This window comes from Citrobacter sp. MNAZ 1397, assembly GCF_023613995.1.
Lineage (GTDB): Bacteria > Pseudomonadota > Gammaproteobacteria > Enterobacterales > Enterobacteriaceae > Phytobacter > Phytobacter ursingii.
This window is the reverse complement of sequence record NZ_JAKIVH010000007.1, coordinates 49,434-74,915: the sequence shown is the minus strand read 5'-3', so window position 1 is coordinate 74,915 and position 25,482 is coordinate 49,434. Positions and strand designations below refer to the sequence as shown.

Genomic DNA, 25,482 nt, shown 5'->3' with positions numbered 1-25,482 from the left:
AATATTTGCCCGTAAGGCAAACTAAAAGTATGCGTTGTGTTTATATTAAGGAAAATATTTATCCAGTCGCCAGGCAGGGCTTTTAGTTTACGCAACAGACAATAGTTGATTAAGTCAAACTCTCCGCAGGATAAAAAAAAGACAGGGCGATCGGGTATTTTTTCATCTATTGCGCAGCCTGCCGGAAGGGAATTGGGAATATTTATAAAATTGCTTCGGCAACCACCGTCCGGCTGCGTCCGGTACGCTTCGCATCGTACAGTGCATCGTCCGCAAGCGTAAGCAAAACTGAAGTATCTGACACTCCCCCGGTAACAAATACAACACCGGCGCTAAAGGATAAGGTTATCTTTTCACCCCCATTAAAAAGCGGTTTATCGGCAAGCACTGCACGAATTTTTTGACTAAAACGCAGCGCAGTTTGACTGTCAGTTTGTGGTAATAACATCAGAAATTCCTCACCGCCCAGACGACCCAGCGCGTAATGCGGCATGCCAAGCTCGCGAATTTTCTCGCAAAAATGGAATAGCGCCGCATCTCCTGTCAGATGGCCCCAGCGATCGTTGATGTTTTTAAAATGGTCCAGGTCCAGCATAAGGATACTGAAATGACTGCGGGGATCACCCGGTTCACAGGTGGCAATGGCTTCTCTGAACTGCCGTAATATGGAGAACCTGTTAAAGCAACCGGTCAGGTCATCGGTTGTCGCTTTCACTGCCAGTTGCTGTTCAGCCTTCTTACGTTCGGTGATGTCCAGCCCAATACTGAGGATGGATTTATCCGGAAGCAAAATATTTGACCATAATACGGTCAATACTTCGCCCGTGCGCCTTACCGGGTGCCATTCATACATATCCACCGCAGGCGAAGCGCTGACAGAGGCCCGAACCCTGTGACGTACCTCATCATCAGGGAAAAATAATGCTAATGGATCAGGTTGACAGTTTAACTCCTCAATTGTCCAGCCAAACAGGCGTTCGCACTCCCCATTCCATAATATGCAGCGATTACTTTTATCGAATGAATTCATTAATACGGGGGCGCGATCAAATAAAGCTTTATATTGCGCAACAATCCGCTGCATTTCTCTGGCCATGCGTTCTTTGATAATAATTCCGGCGAGATAATCTTTTAATTTTTCGACAAGAATGATTACTACACTTTTAATAATACCCATCGAAGATAAGGGCTGTGGAAACGCCAAAAAGAAATATCCCTCAACACCATTCACGCTTGAAATTAATTTACAGAGAATGCCTCCATGGAATTTATCGGCAGCATGGTGAGTGGGAGAAAATAATATTGTTCCGACTTGTCGTCGCCAACAAATAATGCGCCAGGCATGCTGATGACGCCGCAATTGCGACTGTTCCAGGAAGGTTTGTGCATCTCCCAGGGTGCATGGAATCTGCCCCGCGCTCTCATGCTGGAAGTCCCCGTCCTGTTCAACCACAACCCAGGAAAGCGTTGAACCCACGGCACTATTAATTGCCAGTAAAATTTCTTTTAGCGTGCGTTGCGCATTGAAGCACGGCATCAACTTCGCGAGGATAGTAAGCGCCACTGCGCCATCATCCACAGGAATGGCGGTATTCTCTTTTTTCATTTTTTTTCAGTCGCAGATGATTAAACACCGGACCATACCCACAATGAGCTGTACAGGAAAAAACGAAAAACTAAATTCAGATGGCCAGCGCTGATTTACAGAAAATGCAGCGAAATGCGTTTAAAAGACGCAAGTTGAGGATATATCCATGCAGATCAGAATTCTAAAAAATGGCATCAAGATATATATAACTATTCGATCAAGAATAATCGATGTTCCGAAAAGTGCCAACTCTGGCAAAATAGGCATGAAATCACAATAGAAGTATCTTCATGAATTTAAAAGGATTCCTCGTGGCCATAGCAAAACGATATCGTCACATCGGGGATCGCTTCCCCTGGACGCAAAATGCCCCTTTGCACAGACAATTTTGCTCATTTGCACACTGGCGAATAAAAGAACAAATGTGATATAGTTCACACATTCTTGAGACAGAGAACACTGTTTCAACGTAGAACGTTATTTCAGCAGATTTTCTGCGCCTGCACACATTGATCAGGCTCATGGCGTATCCCCTTGTGCCTGAAAGTTTTTCTTTCGAGGATCGTTTTCATGGCAACATTAACCACCAGTGTCGTTCTTCTTCGTTGGCAGATACTGAGTGCAGTGCTGATGTTTATGGCCAGCACATTGAACATTCGCTTTCGTAAAGCAGATTATGTAGGTCTTGCTGTGATAAGCAGCGGCCTCGGTCTGGTAGCCGCTTGCTGGTTCGCGACGGGCCTGCTGGGCATTACGATGGTCGATGTCCATGCCGTCTGGCACAACGTCATCAATATCATGACGGAGATGTCAGAGAAATCTTCTCCCGAATGGCCGATGGTGATTACCTGACAGTAAGCCCTTCATAACGTCATAACGTCACCAGGTCACAAAAAACCCCGCAGCGCGGGGTTTTTGTCGATACGTTTCCCAGAACGGGTCGCGCTGATAAGGCCGATGGCCTGCAATCAGAACGGAATATCGTCGTCGAAGTCCATCGGCGGTTCGTTAGACGGCGCCGGAGCGGACTGCTGTGGGCGAGACTGCGCGCCGCCGCTGAACTGGTTACCGCCCTGCGGCTGTTGAGGTTGACCCCAACCACCTTGCTGGCCCTGGCCGCCGCCCATATTGCCGCCTGCCGGAGCACCGCCGCCCTGACGGCCACCCAGCATCTGCATGGTGCCGCCCACGTTAACCACGACTTCGGTCGTGTATTTCTCAGCGCCGGACTGATCGGTCCATTTGCGGGTACGCAACTGACCTTCGATATAGACCTGAGAACCTTTACGCAGATATTCACCGGCCACTTCCGCCAGTTTGCCGAACAGCACAACGCGGTGCCATTCAGTCTGCTCTTTCATTTCGCCGGTCGCTTTATCACGCCAGGATTCGGAGGTCGCCAGCGTAATGTTGGCCACTGCACCACCACTCGGCATATAGCGTACTTCCGGGTCCTGCCCCAGATTACCGACGAGAATCACCTTGTTTACGCCTCTGCTGGCCATGATCGTGTCTCCTGAAAACATTTCTAAATAGTGTAAGCGCGGGAGTGTACCATTTCCACGTGGTCTTTCGAAAGTTTCGAAGCATCTTCCAGAGTTCTCGCGGACTGTACATTGTTGCACAATTTGCCAAGTACCGCATTCCAATACTGTATATCCAGCCAGGTTAAATTGTGTCATAATTAGCCGTTTCTGACCGCCGGTTGTCCTTCAAATCGACCAGGCATGCCGAGTTATTACCGGGAAAGGTGAATGGATAAGATCGAAGTACGGGGCGCGCGCACCCATAATCTCAAAAACATCAACCTCGTCATTCCACGCGACAAATTGATTGTCGTTACCGGTCTGTCGGGTTCGGGTAAATCTTCACTGGCTTTCGACACTCTTTATGCCGAAGGGCAGCGTCGCTACGTTGAATCTCTTTCCGCTTATGCCCGTCAGTTTCTTTCGCTGATGGAAAAGCCTGACGTTGACCATATTGAAGGGCTCTCTCCTGCTATTTCTATTGAGCAGAAGTCGACCTCGCATAACCCGCGCTCTACCGTCGGGACAATTACCGAAATTCATGACTATCTGCGTCTGTTGTTTGCCCGCGTAGGCGAGCCGCGCTGCCCGGACCATGACGTTCCGCTGGCGGCGCAGACTGTCAGCCAGATGGTCGACAATGTACTGGCGCAGCCGGAAGGCAAACGTCTGATGCTGCTGGCGCCGGTGATAAAAGAACGTAAAGGCGAACACACCAAAACGCTGGAAAACCTGGCAAGCCAGGGTTATATCCGCGCGCGTATTGATGGCGAGGTTTGCGATCTGTCCGATCCGCCGAAGCTGGAGCTGCAAAAGAAACACACCATTGAAGTTGTGATCGACCGCTTTAAAGTGCGCGAGGATCTGGCGCAGCGTCTGGCAGAGTCATTCGAAACAGCGCTGGAGCTTTCCGGAGGCACGGCCGTGGTCGCCGACATGGATGATTCCAAAGCCGAAGAGCTGCTTTTCTCGGCCAACTTCGCCTGCCCTATTTGCGGCTATAGCATGCGCGAGCTGGAACCGCGCCTGTTCTCCTTTAACAATCCCGCAGGTGCCTGCCCGACCTGTGATGGCCTCGGCGTACAGCAATATTTCGATCCTGACCGCGTGATCCAAAACCCGGAACTGTCGCTGGCTGGGGGCGCTATTCGCGGCTGGGATCGCCGTAATTTCTACTATTTCCAGATGCTGAAATCTCTGGCCGATCACTACAAATTTGATGTGGAAGCGCCATGGGAGAGCCTCAGCCCTACCGTACATAAAGTGGTGCTGTTCGGCTCCGGCAAAGAGAGTATTGAATTCAAATACATGAACGACCGTGGCGATACCTCCGTGCGCCGCCACCCGTTCGAAGGCGTGCTGCATAATATGGAACGCCGCTATAAAGAGACGGAATCCAGCGCGGTGCGTGAAGAGCTGGCGAAATTTATCAGCAACCGTCCTTGTGCCACCTGCGAAGGTACGCGCCTGCGTCGTGAAGCTCGCCATGTTTTCGTGGAAAATACGCCGTTACCGACCATCTCTGACATGAGCATCGGTCACGCAATGGACTTCTTCAATAATCTGAAACTGTCCGGCCAGCGCGCGAAAATCGCTGAAAAAGTGCTGAAAGAGATTGGCGATCGCCTGAAATTCCTGGTTAACGTCGGCCTGAATTACCTGACGCTTTCCCGTTCCGCTGAAACCCTTTCCGGCGGTGAGGCGCAGCGTATCCGTCTCGCCAGCCAGATTGGCGCAGGTCTGGTGGGCGTCATGTATGTGCTGGATGAGCCGTCCATCGGCCTGCATCAGCGCGATAACGAACGTCTGCTCGGTACGCTGATCCACCTGCGTAACCTCGGCAACACGGTCATCGTGGTCGAACATGATGAAGATGCCATTCGCGCCGCAGACCATGTTATCGATATCGGCCCGGGCGCCGGGGTGCATGGCGGACAGGTGGTCGCCGAAGGCCCGCTGGAGGCGATTATGGCCGTGCCGGAATCCCTCACCGGGCAGTATATGAGCGGCAAACGCCAGATTGCGGTGCCGAAAAATCGTGTTAAAGCCGATCCGGAAAAAGTGCTCAAACTGACCGGGGCGCGCGGCAACAACCTGAAAGACGTAACGCTGACGCTGCCGGTAGGGCTTTTCACCTGCATCACCGGGGTCTCTGGTTCGGGTAAATCCACGCTGATCAACGACACGTTGTTTCCGATAGCCCAGCGCCAGTTGAACGGTGCCACCATCGCCGAACCCGCACCTTATCGTGATATTCAGGGGCTGGAACATTTCGACAAAGTCATTGATATCGACCAGAGTCCGATTGGCCGTACGCCACGTTCCAACCCGGCGACCTATACCGGTGTTTTCACCCCGGTTCGTGAACTGTTTGCCGGTGTGCCGGAATCCCGTTCACGCGGCTATACCCCAGGGCGTTTCAGCTTTAACGTCCGTGGTGGACGCTGCGAAGCCTGCCAGGGCGACGGCGTGATCAAGGTTGAGATGCACTTTCTGCCGGATATCTATGTGCCGTGCGACCAGTGCAAAGGCAAACGCTATAACCGCGAAACGCTGGAGATTAAGTACAAAGGCAAAACTATCCACGAAGTGCTGGATATGACTATCGAAGAAGCCCGTGAATTCTTTGATGCCGTCCCGGCGCTGGCGCGCAAGCTGCAGACATTGATGGACGTAGGCCTGACGTATATCCGCCTGGGTCAGTCAGCGACGACGCTCTCCGGCGGTGAGGCACAGCGCGTGAAGCTGGCGCGAGAACTGTCGAAACGCGGTACCGGCCAGACGCTCTATATTCTGGATGAACCGACCACCGGTCTGCACTTTGCCGATATTCAGCAACTGCTGGACGTCCTGCATCAGTTACGTGACCAGGGCAATACCATCGTGGTGATTGAGCATAATCTGGACGTGATCAAAACCGCAGACTGGATTGTCGATCTCGGTCCGGAAGGCGGCAGCGGCGGCGGGGAAATCCTCGTGTCCGGCACGCCAGAAACCGTCGCCGAGTGTGAAGCCTCACACACGGCGCGATTCCTGAAACCGATGCTGAAATAACCTTCCGGGCTGTATTAAGCCCTGGATGAGGCGGAGTAAAGCTGTTGCCTGACCTGTTCAGGCAACAGTTCTATCGCCTGCTTGTATGAGGCATCCACAAGGTAGTAAATCTGCGAATCCGGTAGCGAGCCATCAAGATAGACGGTGCTCCAGTGTGCTTTGTTCAGGTGCTTGCTTGGGCGCACGTCACTATGTTGCTGACGCAGTAGCTCAGCCAGTTCCGGACTGGTTTTCAAAGAGGCCGCCGGGCGGCCTTCCACCTCTTTTACCATCGCGAACAACACGTCTGAAACTTTTATCTGCGTGGCCTTCCAGTCGCTGTGTACGCTCTGCTCAGCACCCGGCTTTGCCATGCAATACTGCAATAACTCCGAAATTGTCATCTTTATTCCCCTTGTAGCGTCGCGATGATCTTTCGCGAACCGCCGTGGATGCGATGCTCTCCCAGCCAAATCCCCTGCCACGTCCCAAGCTGAACGCGCCCGCTGGCGACAGGAAGTGATAACGACACACCCAGCACAGAAGACTTGATATGCGAAGGCATATCGTCCGCGCCTTCATAGTCATGCTCGTAGTGGGCGTTATCCGGCACCGCTCGCAGAAAATGCTGTTCCATATCGTGACGTACGGTAGGGTCGCAATTTTCATTGAGGGTGAGAGAAGCGGAAGTATGCTGGAGAAGCAGATGCAACAAGCCTGTTCTGATGCGAGACAGATCGCGGATCTGCCCCAGCACCTCATCAGTGATCAGATGAAAACCCCGGGGTTTTGCCCCAAGTACAAGAGTCTGTTGATACCACATCTGCTGCTTCCTTTTAAAAGACGAATCTTTTTAAGTGTGCAGCAAGTCGGCGAAAGGTAAAACCCGACAGACCAGATTTGCTTAAAAAAACAACAGCACAATCTTAATACTCGGAATTTACGATCACCTCTTCACCAAATGCCCCCGCTTGCGGCAGCGGACGATAGGTTGAATTCGATGCGCGCAGGATGCGTACCGGTCGGGCCTCACTCGCTTTCGCCGCCGTCATATCGTCGTCCGAGTCGCCATAGAAGATTTTGATTTGCTTATCGGCCAGCCACTGCGTCTTACTGTTCTGACCGTCTTGCACCCCAGCAAAAATCACCGGGTTCATATTCGCTGCCGGAATCAAAAAATCTTCCTGCAGGGTTTTGGTGACGGTTTCCGTCGCCGTCTGAGTACGACCGGTAATGAAATAAATACTGTCGCCGCGTTTCACATGCAGCGCGATCAACGCCCGCGCGACCTCTTTGGGAATACTGAATTCATCCCAGCCGTTGTTCATTTTCTCCCAGAATTCCGGGTTCCGGAGATAGGCTTCGCTATCCGGAGAGTACATTTTTTTGCCGCGCCAGAAACCAGGACTGGAAAACAGAACCGTATCGTCGATATCAAACCCAACGGCCATCGGTGGGCGATCCACAAGGCTGCGTTCGAGCTGAACGACGGAGACCCAGTGAATGGGGGCCTGTTCAGCCAATTTGGCAACGTTGGTACCTGTGCTGTCCGGCGTCGGCGTCGAAGCCTGGGCAAAGAACGCGCCGGTGAGCGAAAACGATAAGCAGAGGGCTAATGTGAACTTTCGCATATTTATCCCTAAATTTTCAGTCCGTTATTGTCAGATGGCGTGTAAAGCATCAAAAAGCTCTCCGACCATACCCTCAGACACGGGTGAAAGGAAGGCGTTTCTGCGGTTTCATCAGCGTAAACAGGAATATTCGTAGCAGGATCGCGACATTTTCCTCCCTGAAGGGAGGAAAAAATGCGTCATTTACATCACAGCGGCAAATGCCTGAGCGACACGGTGCACATTGCGGCTATTAAGCCCGGCAACGCACATACGGCCACTGGCAATGAGGTAGACACCAAACTCTTCACGCAGACGGTCAACCTGGGCAGCACTCAGGCCGGTGTAACTGAACATACCGCGTTGTTTAAGCAGATAGTCAAAGTTTCGCCCCGGAACGGCCTCTTTCAGCACATTCACCAGTTCCTGACGCATCGCCAGAATGCGTGTTCGCATTGTCTCGACTTCCGCCAGCCATGAGGCTTTCAGCGCCGTATCGCCCAGTACCGTGGCAACAACCTGCGCACCGAAGTTTGGCGGGCTGGAGTAGTTTCGACGCACCGTCGCTTTCAACTGGCCCAGGACGCGAGACGCCGTTTCCGCATCTTCACAGATAACAGAGAGTCCGCCTACACGTTCGCCATAGAGGGAGAAAATTTTGGAAAACGAATTGCTGACCAGCGCCGGTAAACCCGCGTCAGCAATCGCACGGATTGCGTACGCATCCTCTTCCATACCGCCGCCAAAACCCTGGTAGGCAATGTCGAGGAAAGGAATCAGGTTACGGGCTTTCAGCACGTTTACCACCTCATCCCACTGCGCGTTCGTTAAATCTGAGCCGGTCGGGTTATGGCAGCATGGGTGTAGCAGAACGATGCTCTTCTCCGGCAGGGTATCGAGTTTTTCCAGCAGCGCGGTAAAACGTACACCATTGGTTTCGCTGTCGAACCAGGGATAGGTGCTGACCTTAAAGCCCGCGCCTTCAAAAATGGCGACATGGTTTTCCCAGGTGGGATCGCTGACCCAAACAGCGGAATCCGGGAAGTAGCGTTTCAGAAAATCAGCACCCACTTTAAGCGCGCCGGAGCCGCCCAGCGTCTGGATCGTTGCCACGCGTTTTTGCGCCACCACCGGGTGCTCTGCGCCAAATAACAACGGCACTATGGTGTGACGATAAGTATTCAAACCTTCCATCGGCAGATAGAGAGACGCACCGTGTGGCTGAGCATTGAGGCGGGCCTCGGCTTCGGCAACGGCCTGTAGCTGTGGGATGATGCCATCTTCGTTGTAATACAACCCGATGCTGAGGTTAACTTTGTCGCTGCGAGGGTCTTCTTTGAAACGCTCCATCAGACTCAGGATGGGGTCGCCAGCGTAGGCGTCAACTTTTTGGAACACTTGGCGGTTCTCCAGGTTTACAGTAGGAAGAATAAGACACAATAAACCGGAAGAGAAAGAAGATCGAGCGGGATGTTTGCACCTGATCGTCTGATGCCCTCACCCCGGCCCTCTCCCACGGGGAGAGGGAGAAAACCAAACGCCAGCGCGGCAAAATCATATCCCGGATAAGGCGCTTGCGCCGCATCCGGGTACTCCCCCGGCGGCGCAAAAGCTTGCCAGGGCTACGGGCGGGGTCGACGCTATGTTAATCGACGTATTTCAAAGCAGCACGTGACGTCAGGCGCGTAATCAATTCGTAGGCGCTGATCCCGGTGATTTCCGCAATGCGCTCAACGGGCAAACCGTCCCCCCAGAAGACAACCGAATCGCCAACGGCATCCTGGGCATCCGGCCCTAAATCGACGCAAATCATATCCATCGCCACCCGGCCAACAATCGGGACTTCGCGACCATTGACCAGCACCGGCGTCCCGGACGGGGCCGCACGCGGATAACCATCGCCATAGCCCATCGCCACCACCCCAAGGCGTGTGTCACGCTCGCTCACCCAGGTTCCACCATAACCGACCGCATCCCCCGCATTGTGCTCGCGTACGGCAATCAGGCTGGAGGTCAGGGTCATCGCGGGCTGGAAGCCAAAGTCAGCCCCCCAGGGGTGACGATCGAGCGGTGACACCCCATAGAGAATGATGCCCGGACGTACCCAGTCAAAATGGGCCTGCGGCCACAGCAGCGTACCACCGGATGCGGCAATTGAACGCTGGCCCGGCTTGCCATCACTAAAGGTGGTGAAGATATCGAGCTGACGTTCTGTCGCGCCACAGTCCGGCTCATCGGCACGGGCAAAGTGGCTGACAATGTTCACCGGCTGGCGCACATTCTTACACTGGCTCAGGCGCTGGTAAACCGCATCTGCCTGCGCCGGGTGAAAGCCAAGGCGGTGCATACCGGTATCAAGCTTCATCCACACGGTAACAGGCTCAGCGAGCTGCGCCGCCTCCAGCGCCGCGAGTTGTTCCACGCTATGCACTACGGCATCAAGGTGATGCGCTGAAACCAGCGGTAGCTCGTCAGCGGTAAAAAACCCTTCAAGCAAGAGGATGCGATGGGTAATGCCCCCCTCGCGCAGGCGAAGGGCCTCTTCGAGACGGGCGACGCCGAAAGCGTCGGCATCGGGGAGCGTTCGCGCGGTCTCAAGAAGACCGTGTCCGTAAGCGTTCGCTTTCACAATCGCAACCAGGCGGCTGGCGGAAGCCAGTTCGCGCAGACGTTGAAGGTTGTGTCGCAGAGCGCGGCGGTTGACTACAACAGTTGCCGCTTGCATTTGAATTCCTTATTAAAAGAATCTCCAAAGTCATTCGCGTTGCAGCAAGGCGGCAAGTCCGGGCATCCCCGGGCGCTTAGTAAACTAAGTGACCGGGGTGAACGGGCGCAGTTAACGCAGCTGCGGCGTGAAGGAGGAAGGAGATTTACTCGTCGTCGTATTGTGGGCCGGCATAATTATCAAAACGCGACCACTGTCCGTTAAAGGTCAAACGTACCGTACCGATTGGGCCGTTACGCTGCTTACCAATAATGATTTCAGCGATCCCTTTTAAGTCGCTGTTTTCGTGATAAACCTCATCACGATAAATAAACATGATCAAGTCGGCGTCCTGCTCGATAGAGCCGGATTCACGCAGGTCGGAGTTGACCGGACGCTTATCCGCACGCTGTTCCAGTGAGCGGTTAAGCTGCGACAGGGCAACAACCGGCACCTGTAGCTCTTTCGCCAGCGCTTTCAGAGAGCGGGAAATCTCCGCAATCTCCAGTGTACGGTTATCGGACAGCGACGGCACGCGCATCAATTGCAGGTAGTCGATCATGATAAGCCCGATACCGCCATGCTCACGTGCAATACGTCGCGCACGGGAGCGAACCTCTGTCGGCGTCAGACCGGATGAGTCATCAATGTAAATATTGCGTTTTTCCAGCAGGATGCCCATGGTGCCGGAAATACGCGCCCAGTCCTCGTCATCAAGTTGACCGGTACGAATACGCGTCTGGTCCACACGCGACAGGGATGCCAGAGAACGCATCATAATCTGCTCGGAGGGCATCTCAAGACTGAAGATGAGAACCGGTTTATCCTGCAACATTGCCGCATTTTCAACGAGGTTCATCGCAAAGGTGGTTTTCCCCATTGATGGACGCGCGGCGACAATGATCAGATCCGACGGTTGTAAACCGGCGGTTTTTTTATTGAGGTCGTCATAGCCGGTGTTGACCCCGGTAACACCGTCGTGTGGCTGCTGGAATAGCAGCTCAATACGGGCAACCGTCGCCTCAAGCACATCCGCGATGTTTTTCGGACCTTCGTCTTTGTTGGCCCGGCTTTCCGCAATTTTGAAAACCCGCGACTCAGCAAGATCGAGCAGGTCTTCACTGGTGCGACCCTGAGGGTCGAAACCGGCACTGGCGATTTCATTGGCGACGGAGATCATCTCGCGCACAACCGCACGTTCACGCACGATATCTGCGTAAGCGCTGATGTTCGCCGCACTTGGCGTATTTTTGGACAGTTCAGCCAGATAAGCAAAGCCGCCGACGATATCCAACTGCCCTTGCAGTTCCAGCGATTCCGCCAGCGTAATCAGGTCAATGGGTTTGCCCATCTCCTGTAAACGGTGCATCTCAGTAAAGATATGGCGATGCGGACGAGTATAGAAATCATCTGCCACAACGCGCTCGGCCACATCGTCCCAGCGCTCGTTATCCAGCATTAAACCGCCCAACACCGACTGTTCCGCTTCAATGGAATGGGGCGGCACTTTCATCCCCTCGACCTGAAAATCGCGGGGTTCAGTCTGTTTGTTGAAGGGTTTATTTCCTGCCATAGTGAATGGAGTTACCAACGTAATGAATGGTTCGAAAGATTATCATTCGGGAGGAAGCATGGCGACAAGAATTGAATTTCACAAGCATGGTGGCCCAGAGGTTTTACACGCTGTCGAATTTAATCCCGCCGCTCCGGCGGAAAATGAAGTCCAGGTCGAAAACAAAGCCATAGGGATTAATTATATCGACACTTACATCCGTAGCGGTCTGTATCCACCCCCCTCGTTGCCGAGCGGTCTGGGGACCGAGGCGGCGGGTGTGGTCAGCAAAGTGGGCTCTGGCGTAAAACATGTCAAGGCAGGCGATCGCGTGGTGTACGCTCAATCCGGGCTTGGCGCCTACAGCTCCGTGCATAATGTGCTGGCAGATAAAGTTGCTATTCTGCCCAATGCCATCTCGTTCGAGCAGGCTGCCGCCTCCTTCCTGAAAGGGCTCACCGTCTTTTATCTGCTGCGCAAAACTTACGAAATTAAACCTGATGAAGCCTTCCTGTTCCATGCGGCGGCGGGTGGCGTAGGGCTGATTGCCTGCCAGTGGTCGAAGGCGCTGGGGGCAAAATTAATTGGTACTGTCGGCTCCGCTCAGAAAGCGCAACGGGCCCTGCAAGCTGGCGCATGGCAGGTAATTAACTATCGCGAAGAAAGCATTGTTGAGCGCGTAAAAGAGATAACCGGTGGGAAAAAAGTACGCGTTGTCTATGACTCGGTGGGTAAAGACACCTGGGAAGACTCTCTCGATTGCCTGCAACGCCGCGGCCTGATGGTGAGCTTTGGTAACGCCTCCGGGCCGGTATCAGGCGTCAACCTGGGCATTCTGAACCAGAAAGGTTCGCTGTATGCGACCCGCCCTTCCCTCAATGGCTACGTAACGAACCGAGAAGAGCTGGAAGAGGCCAGCAATGAACTGTTCTCGCTGATTGCCAGCGGCGTGATCAAAGTGGATGTGGCACAGTCGCAGAAATTTGCCCTTACCGATGCACGACGCGCACACGAAGTCCTGGAAAGTCGCGCAACCCAGGGGTCGAGCCTGTTGATTCCATAAACCTGGTCCTCCGAATGATTCACGTTGCAGGCAGGCGGCCAGTGAGTAAATGCCCGGGAGCTTACTCAAATAAATGACCGGGATGAATGAGCGCAACCATTAAGCCTGCGGCTTGAAGCATAGGGGTAGAAAGAATTAGGGCTTCCCGAAGGAAGCCCATTCTTTTTTTAGTTCGGCTGTATGTAGGGTACAGCTCGATGAATTCGTTAACGCGGCGATAGTGACAGATTTGATAAGTAAATCCTATTCGCTTCTTAGCAAAGCGCCCGGAAAAGTGTCGAGGTTGTGATCAAGTGCTCAATACTTTAGTAACGCCAACGGTTATTGCGCTGATATTGAGGAATTTTAGGGGTTTTGATCGCCCGCATAATCCACACCACCGCCACTGCCAGTAACAACCAGGGCAATAGCTTGATCATCAAAGCAAAAAGGCCACCTAAAAACATCACTGCGGTTGCCACCAGCAGTGCTGCAATAATGCCCAGCAATGAAACGCCGGTGGCGAGTAGCACAATAAAAAAGCCGATAACAAACAGTAATTCAAGCATGGCGCGCTCCAGATAATAGATAATGACATCGGGACTATGACTTACAAGATGCATTACAAGAAGCATGCCAGTTTTAGTGCATTGATTTATAAAAGAAAAGGCTCCGCATCATGATGCGAAGCCTGGTGAATTTGACCATTTTTTAGCGAAATTATTCGCGATTTGCCACAAGGCTCAGCGCGTGTTCCAGCACCGCGACATCGGCCCCGGCTTTATGGGCATTCTCGCTCAGGTAGCGACGCCACTGGCGGGCTCCAGGTATCCCCTGAAACAGTCCCAACATATGGCGGGTGATATGCCCCAGGTACGTTCCCTGCTGCAATTCACGCTCAATGTAGGGATACATTGCCCGTACTACCGCTACCGGGTCCGCATCCACCACATCCGCGCCGAAAATTTCCCGATCAACGCGCGCCAGAATGCCCGGATTCTGATAGGCCTCACGCCCAACCATCACCCCATCCATGTGCGCGAGATGGGTTTTGGCCGCTTCCAGCGAGGTAATGCCGCCGTTGATCGACATCGTCAAATGCGGGAAATCGCGTTTAAGCTGGTAGACACGCGGATAATCCAGCGGGGGAATTTCACGGTTCTCTTTCGGGCTTAAACCAGAAAGCCAGGCTTTACGCGCGTGGATGATAAACATCTCACATTCGCCTTTGCCGGAAACCGTGCTGATAAAATCACAAAGAAATTCGTAGCTGTCCTGATCGTCAATGCCGATACGGGTTTTTACCGTCACCGGAATAGACACCACATCGCGCATCGCTTTCACACAATCGGCCACCAGTTGTGCATTGCCCATCAGGCAGGCGCCAAACATGCCGTTCTGCACACGATCGGATGGACACCCCACATTCAGGTTGATCTCATCATAACCGCGCTGCTCCGCCAGCTTCGCACAATGTGCAAGCTGTGCAGGATCACTACCACCGAGTTGCAATGCGACCGGATGCTCTTCCTCGCTGTATGCCAGATAGTCGCCTTTGCCATGAATAATGGCCCCAGTGGTGACCATCTCGGTATAGAGCAGCGTATGGCGTGAAAGCAGGCGCAGGAAATAGCGGCAATGGCGATCCGTCCAGTCGAGCATCGGCGCGATGGAGAAACGGTGAGCGGGATAGGCAGCAGACTGATTTTCTGGCGACATGGCGAATAAATGAGCTTTAGGTAAAAAAGGGGCGCTACTATAGCACAGAGAACCGCCGCCGGGCAGCGAGGACATTTGCCTGACCACAAAGAAAAACCGGAGGCGCAAGGCCTCCGGTTGTGCATCAGAATGTCATGCTCAACTGCGCACCGGCCCCCCAGGTTTTGTTCTCACCGACTAAACCCATTAGATCAACGTGCACACGGTTAAATGGCGCAAAACCGACACCGCCTGTGAAGACATTGCTTTCATCACCTTTCACATCAGCACGGTAGCCAGCACGCACCGCCAGCCAACTCAGAGGACGAACTTCCGCACCGACACCAACGAACTGCGAATTTTTCTCGCTCTTAAAGCCTTTGGTTTCCGTCAGATCACCGTCAGCGCTCAGTGTCAGCAGATCGTTATGCCACGCCGCTCCAGCGGTAACCAATGGACTGATCTGGTAGGTATCTTTGTAGTTTTTAACTTCGCCGGTTCTGCCATTGGTGATAAAAACATCTTTGGTGTCGATATTACGCGAGACCAGGTTTTGTCCACTCAGACCGAGGGTGACGTTATCTGTTAAATCCGCCGCCAGGCCAACATCAATGTTAAAGCCCGTGTCATCCTTGCGGTACTTACTGTTGTTCCATTCATTTTTGTCGTAATCATAAATCGACGTGGTGTAGTTATAGATCCACGACTTTTGCAGTTTTGGCGTAACGCCGACGGAAAGAGGAACGCCGCCCACGTCGAATTGATGCGCCATTGCGATACCAAAGTCCGTAATGATAGCCGCACGACCTGATGCCGTGGAGTTAAGATTTTTTGTGATCTCGTCCGAGCCATTAGGTGAGAGAACAGCGCCGAGGGCAACTCCCGTGGCGACGGTATCACTGTTCTGGATGCTACGAAGGTAGGTGATATCGTTTTGATCAATATTCGAACTCACACGGGCATGCGCATAGCCTTTAGTCACAAAGGCAACAGATAATACATCGTTAGGAATAGTGACAGCGATACCGGCCCCGGCATTCGCACTCGCGGTTTTGCCATCAAGATAATCAAGCGAATCCGCAAGATCTTTTGCCGCCATCTGGAACTGATCGACAGTCCCAACAGGGTTAAGCAGCACTTCGCGCAGGGTGAGATTATTAACTATGTCTTTGTAATAATCGATTTTATCACTGATATCATTAATTTCATCGCGCAGGTTGTCCTCATCGGTTATCTGTGCGCCAACGGTCGGTAAGATGACCGTAACATTGTCTTCCGGTTTCGCCTTTGCCAGCAACGCCGGGTTAATGAATGCACCACTGCCGTAATTTGCGGAGGCAACACCTGTCCCCCCCATTGCATCATTACGTGCCTCTGCCCAGGTATTTGCCGCTCCGGCTTGATTTGCCACGAAAAAGGAGACAGCGATAGCGACCACCGAAAGTTTAAGATTGTTTTTCACAGTTATGCGTCTCGTAATCAAATGAGTTTATGACCCTGCTAGTTGTGACATGGACAGGGTGGCTCTATTGCTGCGAATAACATCCAAAAAACATCCTATTTCTACGGAATGTAATAAAACGTTACAGAAGATGTTGTTATATGAAGTGACCATCAATATTTATAGAAGACACATGGGGATTGCGAAAGGTGAAGGCGCGGTCGCGATCTCGGCGTTTAGTACAGAACATGATAAAGTGGGGGCTTATGTCGCCATTTCATGAGAGAACGCCTATGGATAAGTCCACTTCGCAAGAGATGCTCGCGCAGGCCGAAAAACTGTGTGTGCAACGCAATGTGCGCCTGACTCCCCAGCGCCTCGAAGTGTTACGCCTGATGAGTCTGCAACAGGGGGCCATCAGCGCCTACGACCTGCTCGATCTCCTGCGTGAGGCAGAGCCTCAGGCCAAACCCCCTACTGTGTATCGCGCGCTGGATTTTCTGTTAGAACAAGGCTTTGTGCATAAAGTGGAGTCCACAAATAGCTATGTGCTTTGCCATCTTTTCGATCAACCGACGCACACCTCCGCGATGTTTATCTGCGATCGTTGCGGCGTGGTAAAAGAAGAGCAGGCGGAAGGCGTGGAAGATATTATGCACGCACTGGCGGCAAAACGCGGTTTTGCGCTGCGCCATAACGTCATTGAAGCACATGGATTATGCGCTGATTGCGCCGAGGTTGAAGCGTGCCGACATCCCGGCGAATGCCATCATGACCACACGATTCAGTTGAAAAAAAAATCGCGCTAGTCGCGATTTTTCTCTTTTAAACGGACAAATAAATTGAGGGTGGTACATCCGTGTACCGTTCGGGCAGGGTAGCCATTGGGGGTCTACACATTGAGGGGGATGTGAAGGCTACCAGCGGTAATCATTCCGCGTTTCCCAGTCCACGACTTCTTTTTCTGCCTGATCTTTGGCGTAGCCGTAACGTTCCTGAATTTTACCGACCAGTTGGTCACGTTTACCTTCGATGATGGTCATATCATCGTCAGTCAATTTACCCCACTGTTCCTTCGCTTTACCTTTGAACTGTTTCCAGTTGCCGCTGACTTCGTCTTTATTCATCATAATTTCCTCATCGTTGGTCATGAACAGCGTTATTCCTTTCGTTACGCTCTAAATATCCTGAACGTGATTATTATTGTAGTTAAGGATAGCGACCATGAATCTTTATTCGGAATTTTTAACCATCAGAAGGAAAATTGCCGGACAGATATGCAGACCAAACCTAAGCGAGATCAGGAGGATAAGGGAGAAGTTAAAGCTTTGTCAGGAAAGGAAAGCAACCGTGACAGCAGATCAGCCGCCACGGCTCAGAAAGGTATTACAGCCATTCACCATTGCGGATAACGCCAACCGCAAGGCCTTCAATGGTGAAGTTGTGCTCACGCAGGTTAACCACAATTGGGGAAAACTCACTGTTTTCAGGCAGTAACTGCACCGTATTACCCTGTTTTTTCAGGCGCTTGACCGTAACTTCATCGTCAATACGCGCAACAACAACCTGCCCGTTACGAACATCCTGAGTTTTATGGACAGCCAGCAGGTCGCCATCCATGATGCCGATATCTTTCATCGACATACCGCTTACGCGGAGCAGGAAGTCAGCGTTAGGTTTGAAGAGAGAAGGATCGACCTGATAGTGTCCCTCGATATGCTGTTGCGCCAGCAAAGGTTCGCCAGCAGCGACACGCCCGATAAGCGGCAGCCCGATATCCTCTTCTTCTTCAAGCAACAGACGAATACCACGAGACGCACCCGATACAATCTCAATAACGCCCTTACGCGCAAGCGCTTTCAGGTGTTCCTCTGCCGCGTTTGGGGAACGGAACCCCAACTGTTGCGCGATCTCCGCACGCGTCGGCGGCATACCTGTCTGGTTGATTCGATCGCGAATAAGATCGAACACCTCTTGCTGCCTGGCCGTTAAAGCTTTCATTCCGCCCCCTGGGTGTATATACAGTTATGCTGTGAGTATATACAGTTAAAGGTGATTTTGAAACCAAAATTAAGCAAAAAACGCGGACTTAACGCATTTCTGGAAGCCTTATCGAAAATAGCCCCACAGCAGAGAAACCCAGGTAAACAGTGCCAGAAGAATGGCCATTAATACTGCCGCAGACCCCATGTCCTTCGCACGTCCTGAGAGTTCATGAAATTCAGATCCAATACGGTCAACCACCGCTTCAATCGCACTATTGAGGATTTCCACTATCATCACCAGCACAACAGAACCAATCAACAGAACACGCGTAATCGCGTCAACATCCACAAACGACGCAATGATGATGGCAATAATGACCGCAACACCTTCCTGACGAAAAGCAGCTTCGTTAATCCACGCTGCGCGCACCCCTTTCCATGAATAGCCTGCCGCTTTAATGATGCGGGTAATTCCAGTGGTATTGTTGGCCATGAAAAACAACCTTTTTATGTAATGAACGTCAATGTCTATGTAAGCTTATAGAGGTAGAAAAGAAATTCTGCGGACTTTCTGATATTCTTGCCGCGCAATGGCATTATTAACCAGAGGCTTTACATCGTTTATGTCCGGCTGGCCACGAATTTACTACAAATTACTAAATTTACCATTAAGCGTCCTGGTAAAAAGCAAGTCTATCCCGGCGGAACCCGCCCAGGAATTAGGACTCGATACGTCACGCCCTATTATGTACGTTTTGCCTTATAATTCGAAGGCAGACTTGCTTACCTTGCGCGCTCAGTGTCTGGCACACGATTTGCCCGACCCCCTCGAACCGCTTGAAATCGACGGAGCGGAGCTGCCGCGTTATATCTTTATTCACGGCGGGCCGCGCGTCTTTACCTGGTACACGCCTAAAGAAGAGTCGATCAAGCTGTTCCATGACTATCTCGATCTGCACCGCAGCCATCCCGATCTGGATGTTCAGATGGTGCCTGTATCGATGATGTTCGGCCGTTCTCCAGGTCGCGAAAAGGGTGAAGTCAACCCGCCGCTGCGTATGCTAAACGGTATTCAGAAATTTTTCGCGATCTCATGGCTTGGCCGCGACAGCTTTGTGCGTTTCTCGCCGCCGGTTTCGCTGCGTCGTATGGCAACCGAGCACGGGACAGACAAAACCATTGCGCAAAAACTGGCACGCGTAGCGCGTATGCACTTCGCCCGCCAGCGCCTGGCCGCAGTGGGGCCGCGTTTGCCGGCCCGTCAGGACCTGTTTAATAAGCTGCTCTCCTCCAAAGCCATCGCCCGCGCCGTCGAAGACGAAGCGCGCAGCAAGAAAATCTCCCATGATAAAGCCCAACAAAACGCAATTGCGCTGATGGAAGAGATTGCGGCGAACTTCTCGTATGAGATGATCCGTCTGTCAGACCGTATCCTCGGCTTTACCTGGAACCGTCTGTATCAGGGCATTAATGTACATAACGCGGAACGTGTTCGTCAGCTCGCCCATGATGGTCATGAAATTGTCTATGTGCCCTGCCATCGCAGCCATATGGACTATTTGTTGCTCTCCTACGTGCTCTATCATCAGGGGCTGGTACCGCCGCATATCGCTGCCGGCATCAACCTGAACTTCTGGCCGGCGGGTCCCATTTTCCGTCGTCTGGGCGCGTTCTTTATTCGCCGTACTTTTAAAGGGAACAAGCTCTATTCGACGGTTTTCCGCGAGTATTTGGGTGAATTGTTTAACCGCGGCTATTCAGTGGAATACTTTGTGGAGGGTGGGCGTTCTCGTACCGGCCGTCTGTTGGATCCAAAGACCGGCACGCTCTCAATGACGATTCAGGCCATGCTTCGTGGGGGCACGCGTCCGATCACGCTGGTGCCCATCTACATTGGCTATGAGCACGTCATGGAAGTGGGCACCTACGCCAAAGAGCTGCGCGGCGCGACGAAAGAGAAAGAAGGTTTTGCCCAGATGGTACGCGGTTTAAGCAAGCTGCGTAATCTCGGTCAGGGCTACGTCAACTTTGGCGAGCCCATTCCGCTGATGAACTATCTGAATCATCGCGTGCCGGAATGGCGCGAATCCATCGATCCCATCGAGGCTGTCCGTCCTGCCTGGCTGACGCCGACGGTGAATGCTATTGCTGCTGATCTGATGGTGCGTATTAATAATGCCGGTGCGGCAAACGCCATGAACCTCTGTTGTACTGCGCTTCTGGCCTCACGTCAGCGTTCACTGACCCGTGAACAGCTCACCGAGCAACTGGACTGTTACCTCAACCTGATGCGCAATGTGCCCTATGCTGCCGACACAACGGTGCCCACCGTCAGTGCGGACGCGCTTATTGAGCACGCCCTGCAGATGAACAAGTTTGAGGTTGAGAAAGACACGATTGGCGACATCATCATTCTGCCGCGCGAGCAGGCGGTGCTGATGACGTACTATCGCAACAACATTGCGCATATGCTGATGTTGCCATCGCTGATGGCGGCCATTATTACCCAGCATCGTCATATCTCTCAGGACGAAATGCTGCGCCATGTTGAACTGCTCTACCCGATGCTGAAAGCCGAGCTGTTCTTGCGCTGGGAAAAAGAGGAACTGGCCGGCGTACTGGAGAGCCTCGCACAGGAATTACTGCGCCAGGGGCTGATCACCATGAAAGATGGCCAGCTCTATATCAATCCGGTACATTCCCGTACTCTGCAACTGCTGGCGGCTGGCGCGCGCGAAACGCTGCAACGTTATGCCATCACGTTCTGGTTGCTGAGCGCAAATCCGGCGATGAACCGCAGTACGCTGGAGAAAGAGAGCCGTACGCTGGCGCAACGTCTGTCAGTGCTGCACGGCATCAATGCGCCGGAATTCTTCGACAAGGCGGTTTTCAGTACTCTGGTGCTGACGCTGCGTGATGAAGGGTATATCAGCGATACCGGCGATGCCGAGCCCGAGCAGACGCTGGCGGTGTATCAACTGTTAGCAGAGCTGATTACTTCTGATGTGCGTTTGACTATCGAGAGCGCAACGCAGGCGGAGTGAGTAAAGCGCCGCATCCGGGAGTAACTTCCCTGATGCGCTTCGCTTATCGGGGCTACTCTGGGCTATACGCTTACAGTAGCCCCGATAAGGCAACGCCACATCCGGCAAAATCGCATTACGCCAGGTAGCTTGTCGCCAGGCCGATAAACAGTACCAGCCCCACATAGTTATTATTCATAAACGCTTTAAAACAAGCGTCGCGATCGCGATTCACAATGAGCTTCTGCTGATAAACAAACAGCGCACCCGCGATAATGACCGACCCGTAGAAGTGCCAGCCTAAGCCATTGAGCGCGCCAATCGCCACCATCAACGCCAGTACCGCCACCTGCAATATGCCAATGATCAACTTATCGTGGCGCCCAAACAGAATGGCGGTCGACTTGATACCAATTTTCAGGTCATCGTCGCGATCAACCATGGCGTACTGCGTATCGTAGGCGACCGCCCACAGAATATTGGCGAGAAACATTATCCAGCAACTCAGCGGCACGGATTCGCTTACCGCGGCAAATGCCATCGGGATCGACCAGCCAAACGCCGCCCCCAGCACCACCTGCGGCAAATGGGTATACCGCTTCATAAACGGATATACCCAGGCAAGCAGAAGCGCCGCAACGGAGAGCAGAATGGTCATGGCGTTAAGCGTCAACACCAGCGCAAATGCCAGCACCACCAATACCACAAACAGTATCCGCGCTTCGTTTTCCGTGACCGCCCCGCTGGGCAGCGGACGATTGGCAGTGCGTTTTACATGGCCGTCGAATTTACGGTCCGCATAGTCATTTACCACACAGCCTGCCGCACGCATCAGCCAGACCCCTGCCACAAAAACCATCAGGATCCACAGGGGAGGAACACCAGGCGTTGCCACCCACAGCGCCCACAGCGTTGGCCAGAGCAACAACAACGCGCCAATGGGCTTGTCCGTGCGCATGAGTCGATGATAGGCCAGCAGCTTATCCTGCGAGAGACTCCACTCCATTCTTTTTTCCTCTTAGTACAGCGGTGACGCAGGCAAAAACAGTTCAGTCAGCAGGAGAGGTTTCCCTCCCAGGCGCAGGCGGGAGCGTCTTCCCCACAGCGCGTCATAGCGACCAACTTCAATAAAATCTCGTGTCAGCGTAGATGATGTAAAGAGATAACGCCCAAGCGGCGTGGTACCCAGCTTCTGCAGCGCAAGTTCCGGCCCGGTCAGCGTAGACTCTGGCACCACGGTTCGTCCGGCAAGCCAGGGTTCGCCGTCAGCGCACAACAGGATCTCCCGCAGCCAGTACCTCGCGTCGTCAGGCAGCAAGTGGCGCTCGCCATCGAGCATATCGGACGTCACAAATCCTTCCTGGATAAGCGTCACGGATACCTGTTTACCCTGTTGCTCAAAACGTTTCGTCATGGAATCTTCCAGCAACAGCCAATCCAGTTGCTGCGGGTCGAGCGCGGGAAGTGCGTCAAAATAGCGCAGCGCACGCAATTGCGTAAGCGCGGGGTGTGACATGCCTTACTCTCCAATACATAACGTCACATTATTGTATCGCAGAACAGGCTGTTCCGGCGGGGAAACTTCATTCAGTTTTCATAAGCGCAACAGATATGCAACAGCGTCGTTGCGCCAGAAAAAAGGGTGCGTCAGGCGACGCACCAGTTGTTGCAAACATCAGCATTGCGGGGAGACGGTCACCCCTTGCCTTTTACACTGCTGATAAAGGTTTTCCGGGCGGATGTGGACCCGAGACGCTCAGCTTCATTCAGTAACTTCAGGGCCTTATCGATATCCCCTTTTGCGGCGGCCTGTTTAATGGCCTGGTTGAAATAGCTTTCAGTATCATTCAGCATCGGCTCACTTTTCGCGGCGGATGCAGGCGCAGAGGCCGGTGCGGCAGCCACAGCAGCAGGTGCAGCTGCCGGTGCGCTATAGGCCGTGGCAGGCGCGGCAGTGTTACCTACCGTCACGGGCCCTGGTCCGGATGAACCGAACAGCGGGCCTACCAGCACGCTGGAACCGCTACTGGTTTTCACTTTCAGTTTCACCACACCCTCAGTAACGTGACGGGCTATCGGATCGGGGATATCCGGTACCGCGTTACCCGTTCCTTTGGCGTAGGATTTGGCCGGGTCCATCAGTTTGGTGGTCTGGCGCAGATCGTTCTCGGTAGTGAAGACCAGCAGATAGATCTTTTGCTGGCCCAGCGCAGGCGTCAGGCGCATCACCCCTTCCAGCCTGTCGGCACTCATCACTCCCGGCTCCTGATACGTAAAGAAGCTGCTGGGGAAGTAAGCGGCAGGTGACATGTTCTGGTCAAGAACCAACACATTGGGCGCAAAAACGCTGGTTTGTTTATTCACTTCACTGCTGAGCGTGAGCGTCAGTTCACCGATGTTAGCCGGGACACTGTATGCGGCCACCGGGCCGCTGATACCCGCCACATTCAGGCGTTGGCCCATGGTGGCAAGTTCGGTCGTTTGTGTTTTGCTTTGATCGACAGGCGTCCAGCTCAGTTGCTGGAGTGCGGAGGCCGGAATGGCCGGGGCCGCCGTGGTATTTTGCGGGACAATGTTAACATCAGCGAAGCTAACCCCAGGCGCTGCGGCGAGTAAACCCGCGGTCAGGCACAGGGCGACGAAACTTTTTTTCATTTTCATTGTTATCACCTTCTTTACGAGAGACAGCTAACGCCCGGCAATAGCGCACTGTCTCGAAGAATTGAGGGGCTTGCGCCCCTCTTGTTTCGGTACGTCAGGTGGTGAGAATTACCACCAGATTTCCATCTGGGCGCCGAAGCTCCATTCGTCGTTATCACCACGGCTGAAGGTTTTCGCGGAAGTATCGCGATACGCTAAGCCAGAGGTGTAAGCGGCACCGGAATCGCTGTTGGCATAGCCCCATTTCTCATCCCACTTCGCGTAGGTTGCGAAAACACGAATCGCCGGACGAGACCAGATGCTGTCGCCAGCCTGCCACTGTTGAGCAAGGGTGATTTTGTACTGGTTGTTGGTTTCGCTGGTGCGCTGGGATTTGACGTTGTCATAACCCACTTCCAGCAGGGTGCTCATGATCGGCGTCCATTTGTACATAGGACGTACGCCCACGGTCCACCATTTGGTACCGTTGTTGTCGTCACGGTTGATATCCTGGTACATACCGACATACATCAGGTCCCAGCTTTCAGCGAGGTTGATTGCACCGTGATCCAGCACGCGCCACAGTGAACCGTTGTTGTTGATGCTGCCGCCCTGCGGAATACCTTTACCGTTAGAGGTCATGGAGTCTGTTGCGTACTGCAGAACAAACTTGTTGTAACCCTTCATCATGCTCTGGGTATGTTCAGCGGTGAACATCCAGCCATCTTTCGATGCGCCCGGTGCCAGGTCATATTTGTCCGGCAGGTTGGTGTGACCGTAATCCACACCGAACTCCAGCGTACCGCCAGGGTTGACAGCCATTTGCGCTAAACGCACGTCGAAGACATCATTCGGCACCAGGTTGTCATACACGCGATTACCCAGCGAGTCACGGTCAGCAAAAGTACCGGAACCGCCCGCTTCAGATGAACGGGTTGCCGCTAAAGAGAGTTTACCGAAGCCAACGTCAACGTTTTCAAGACCGGCACCAGGACCAGAGATATCCCAGTAGTAGAAGTCGATCATGTGAACGTCATGACGTTGATAGAAGCGTTTACCTGCCCAGATGGTGGAGCCCGGCAGCGCGTCGATCAGGTTTTTACCCTGAACGTTGGCTTCACGGAACGCAGGGCTGGTCGCTTCCCAGTCATTCCGTTGGGCAACGGAGTAGGCTACGTTGGTATCGAAGTAGAAGCTCTTGTCGCCTTCTTTCCACACTTCCTGGCCCAGTTTCAGTTCGGCGTAGGTTTCGCATTCGTTACCAAGACGATACTTACTTTGAGCACCGGTGGCCTGGAAGCACTGTTGCTCGCCGCCGCTGCCGGTCCAGCCAATACCCGAACGGGCATAGCCTTTAAAATCGACAGCGCCCGCCTGGGCAGACAAAATGCCCGCGGCGATGGCGATTGCCAGTGGGACTTTGCGCAGAGTAGTCATCATTCTATCTCCTGAGATCATTGCTTTTCTTTAAACGCGCCGCCCTTCGGACTGCCTCTTCGTTGGCTGCACTCCTTCACCCCCCGGTCACGTACTCGCCGTACGATCCCGACAATGAAGGAAGGACATCCCTGTCCCTCACCGAAGGCAGCCTTCGGCTGTTCAAATTCGTTCCTGACGAATTTGTCATTCGCTTACCGCGT

23 protein-coding genes are annotated in these 25,482 nt (G+C 53.1%); 5 read left to right on the top strand and 18 right to left on the bottom strand.

The features are described from left to right. Window positions 1-202: 202 nt before the first annotated feature. The gene (locus L2097_RS23335; RefSeq protein ID WP_250353765.1) at window positions 203-1,606 is read right to left on the bottom strand and encodes a GGDEF domain-containing protein; all 1,404 of its coding nucleotides are present in this window, start codon (window positions 1,604-1,606) and stop codon (window positions 203-205) included. A gap of 552 nt (window positions 1,607-2,158) precedes the next feature. Between L2097_RS23335 and L2097_RS23330 the strand changes: the two genes are divergently transcribed. After that, window positions 2,159-2,440: a YjcB family protein gene (locus L2097_RS23330; protein WP_047372177.1), complete on the top strand. Its 282-nt coding sequence runs from the start codon at window positions 2,159-2,161 to the stop codon at window positions 2,438-2,440. 116 nt (window positions 2,441-2,556) lie between these two features. Here L2097_RS23330 and ssb1 read toward each other — a convergent pair whose 3' ends face one another. Then, window positions 2,557-3,093, bottom strand: coding sequence for a single-stranded DNA-binding protein SSB1 (gene ssb1, locus L2097_RS23325; protein WP_039077898.1), 537 nt, complete (start codon window positions 3,091-3,093; stop codon window positions 2,557-2,559). Between the two features lie 249 nt (window positions 3,094-3,342). Here ssb1 and uvrA point away from each other — a divergent pair, with 249 nt between their 5' ends. Continuing rightward, window positions 3,343-6,168, top strand: coding sequence for an excinuclease ABC subunit UvrA (gene uvrA / locus L2097_RS23320; protein ID WP_047372178.1), 2,826 nt, complete (start codon window positions 3,343-3,345; stop codon window positions 6,166-6,168). Between the two features lie 14 nt (window positions 6,169-6,182). Here the strand turns inward: uvrA and L2097_RS23315 are convergent, their stop codons facing one another. From L2097_RS23315 to dnaB, 6 genes are all read right to left on the bottom strand, one after another. Next, window positions 6,183-6,551: an MmcQ/YjbR family DNA-binding protein gene (locus L2097_RS23315; protein ID WP_047372179.1), complete on the bottom strand. Its 369-nt coding sequence runs from the start codon at window positions 6,549-6,551 to the stop codon at window positions 6,183-6,185. Between the two features lie 2 nt (window positions 6,552-6,553). Then, a complete protein-coding gene (locus L2097_RS23310) occupies window positions 6,554-6,970 on the bottom strand; it encodes a secondary thiamine-phosphate synthase enzyme YjbQ (protein WP_047372180.1) in 417 nt (138 codons plus the stop codon). A gap of 103 nt (window positions 6,971-7,073) precedes the next feature. Continuing rightward, entirely contained in the window at window positions 7,074-7,778 is a 705-nt protein-coding gene (gene aphA / locus L2097_RS23305) for an acid phosphatase AphA (protein WP_047372181.1), read from the bottom strand. 183 nt (window positions 7,779-7,961) lie between these two features. Continuing rightward, window positions 7,962-9,155, bottom strand: coding sequence for an aromatic amino acid transaminase (gene tyrB, locus L2097_RS23300; protein WP_047372182.1), 1,194 nt, complete (start codon window positions 9,153-9,155; stop codon window positions 7,962-7,964). A gap of 247 nt (window positions 9,156-9,402) precedes the next feature. Continuing rightward, entirely contained in the window at window positions 9,403-10,482 is a 1,080-nt protein-coding gene (alr, locus tag L2097_RS23295) for an alanine racemase (protein WP_250353764.1), read from the bottom strand. A gap of 145 nt (window positions 10,483-10,627) precedes the next feature. Beyond that, the gene (dnaB, locus tag L2097_RS23290; protein WP_047372184.1) at window positions 10,628-12,034 is read right to left on the bottom strand and encodes a replicative DNA helicase; all 1,407 of its coding nucleotides are present in this window, start codon (window positions 12,032-12,034) and stop codon (window positions 10,628-10,630) included. Window positions 12,035-12,092: 58 nt separating this feature from the next. Between dnaB and L2097_RS23285 the strand changes: the two genes are divergently transcribed. Next, window positions 12,093-13,076 (top strand): quinone oxidoreductase, encoded by a 984-nt coding sequence (locus L2097_RS23285; protein WP_047372185.1) that lies wholly within the window; start codon window positions 12,093-12,095, stop codon window positions 13,074-13,076. Window positions 13,077-13,381: 305 nt separating this feature from the next. Here the strand turns inward: L2097_RS23285 and pspG are convergent, their stop codons facing one another. From pspG to L2097_RS23270, 3 genes are all read right to left on the bottom strand, one after another. Further along, a complete protein-coding gene (gene pspG / locus L2097_RS23280; RefSeq protein ID WP_250353763.1) occupies window positions 13,382-13,624 on the bottom strand; it encodes an envelope stress response protein PspG in 243 nt (80 codons plus the stop codon). 151 nt (window positions 13,625-13,775) lie between these two features. Further along, window positions 13,776-14,774: a tRNA dihydrouridine(20/20a) synthase DusA gene (gene dusA / locus L2097_RS23275; RefSeq protein WP_250353779.1), complete on the bottom strand. Its 999-nt coding sequence runs from the start codon at window positions 14,772-14,774 to the stop codon at window positions 13,776-13,778. 124 nt (window positions 14,775-14,898) lie between these two features. Next, window positions 14,899-16,215, bottom strand: coding sequence for a conjugal transfer protein TraF (locus L2097_RS23270; protein WP_047372187.1), 1,317 nt, complete (start codon window positions 16,213-16,215; stop codon window positions 14,899-14,901). A gap of 272 nt (window positions 16,216-16,487) precedes the next feature. Here L2097_RS23270 and zur point away from each other — a divergent pair, with 272 nt between their 5' ends. Further along, window positions 16,488-17,003, top strand: a complete 516-nt coding sequence (zur, locus tag L2097_RS23265; protein ID WP_047372189.1) for a zinc uptake transcriptional repressor Zur — start codon at window positions 16,488-16,490, stop codon at window positions 17,001-17,003. Window positions 17,004-17,111: 108 nt separating this feature from the next. On the opposite strand, the gene L2097_RS23260 is transcribed toward zur, so the two are convergent. The 3 genes from L2097_RS23260 to L2097_RS23250 all read right to left on the bottom strand — a co-directional run bounded on the left by L2097_RS23260 (window position 17,112) and on the right by L2097_RS23250 (window position 18,672). Further along, window positions 17,112-17,321 (bottom strand): CsbD family protein, encoded by a 210-nt coding sequence (locus L2097_RS23260; RefSeq protein ID WP_039077936.1) that lies wholly within the window; start codon window positions 17,319-17,321, stop codon window positions 17,112-17,114. 259 nt (window positions 17,322-17,580) lie between these two features. After that, window positions 17,581-18,195 (bottom strand): transcriptional repressor LexA, encoded by a 615-nt coding sequence (gene lexA / locus L2097_RS23255; protein WP_047372190.1) that lies wholly within the window; start codon window positions 18,193-18,195, stop codon window positions 17,581-17,583. Window positions 18,196-18,303: 108 nt separating this feature from the next. Next, the gene (locus L2097_RS23250; RefSeq protein ID WP_047372191.1) at window positions 18,304-18,672 is read right to left on the bottom strand and encodes a diacylglycerol kinase; all 369 of its coding nucleotides are present in this window, start codon (window positions 18,670-18,672) and stop codon (window positions 18,304-18,306) included. A gap of 130 nt (window positions 18,673-18,802) precedes the next feature. Here L2097_RS23250 and plsB point away from each other — a divergent pair, with 130 nt between their 5' ends. Further along, on the top strand, window positions 18,803-21,223 hold the full coding sequence (gene plsB, locus L2097_RS23245) for a glycerol-3-phosphate 1-O-acyltransferase PlsB (RefSeq protein WP_047372192.1): 2,421 nt from the start codon (window positions 18,803-18,805) through the stop codon (window positions 21,221-21,223). A gap of 115 nt (window positions 21,224-21,338) precedes the next feature. Here the strand turns inward: plsB and ubiA are convergent, their stop codons facing one another. From ubiA to L2097_RS23225, 4 genes are all read right to left on the bottom strand, one after another. Further along, window positions 21,339-22,208, bottom strand: coding sequence for a 4-hydroxybenzoate octaprenyltransferase (gene ubiA / locus L2097_RS23240; protein WP_047372193.1), 870 nt, complete (start codon window positions 22,206-22,208; stop codon window positions 21,339-21,341). A gap of 12 nt (window positions 22,209-22,220) precedes the next feature. Beyond that, a complete protein-coding gene (gene ubiC, locus L2097_RS23235) occupies window positions 22,221-22,718 on the bottom strand; it encodes a chorismate lyase (RefSeq protein WP_047372194.1) in 498 nt (165 codons plus the stop codon). Between the two features lie 179 nt (window positions 22,719-22,897). Further along, window positions 22,898-23,863 (bottom strand): maltose operon protein MalM, encoded by a 966-nt coding sequence (malM, locus tag L2097_RS23230; protein WP_047372195.1) that lies wholly within the window; start codon window positions 23,861-23,863, stop codon window positions 22,898-22,900. Between the two features lie 108 nt (window positions 23,864-23,971). Next, entirely contained in the window at window positions 23,972-25,282 is a 1,311-nt protein-coding gene (locus L2097_RS23225; RefSeq protein ID WP_047372196.1) for a maltoporin, read from the bottom strand. Window positions 25,283-25,482 lie beyond the last annotated feature (200 nt).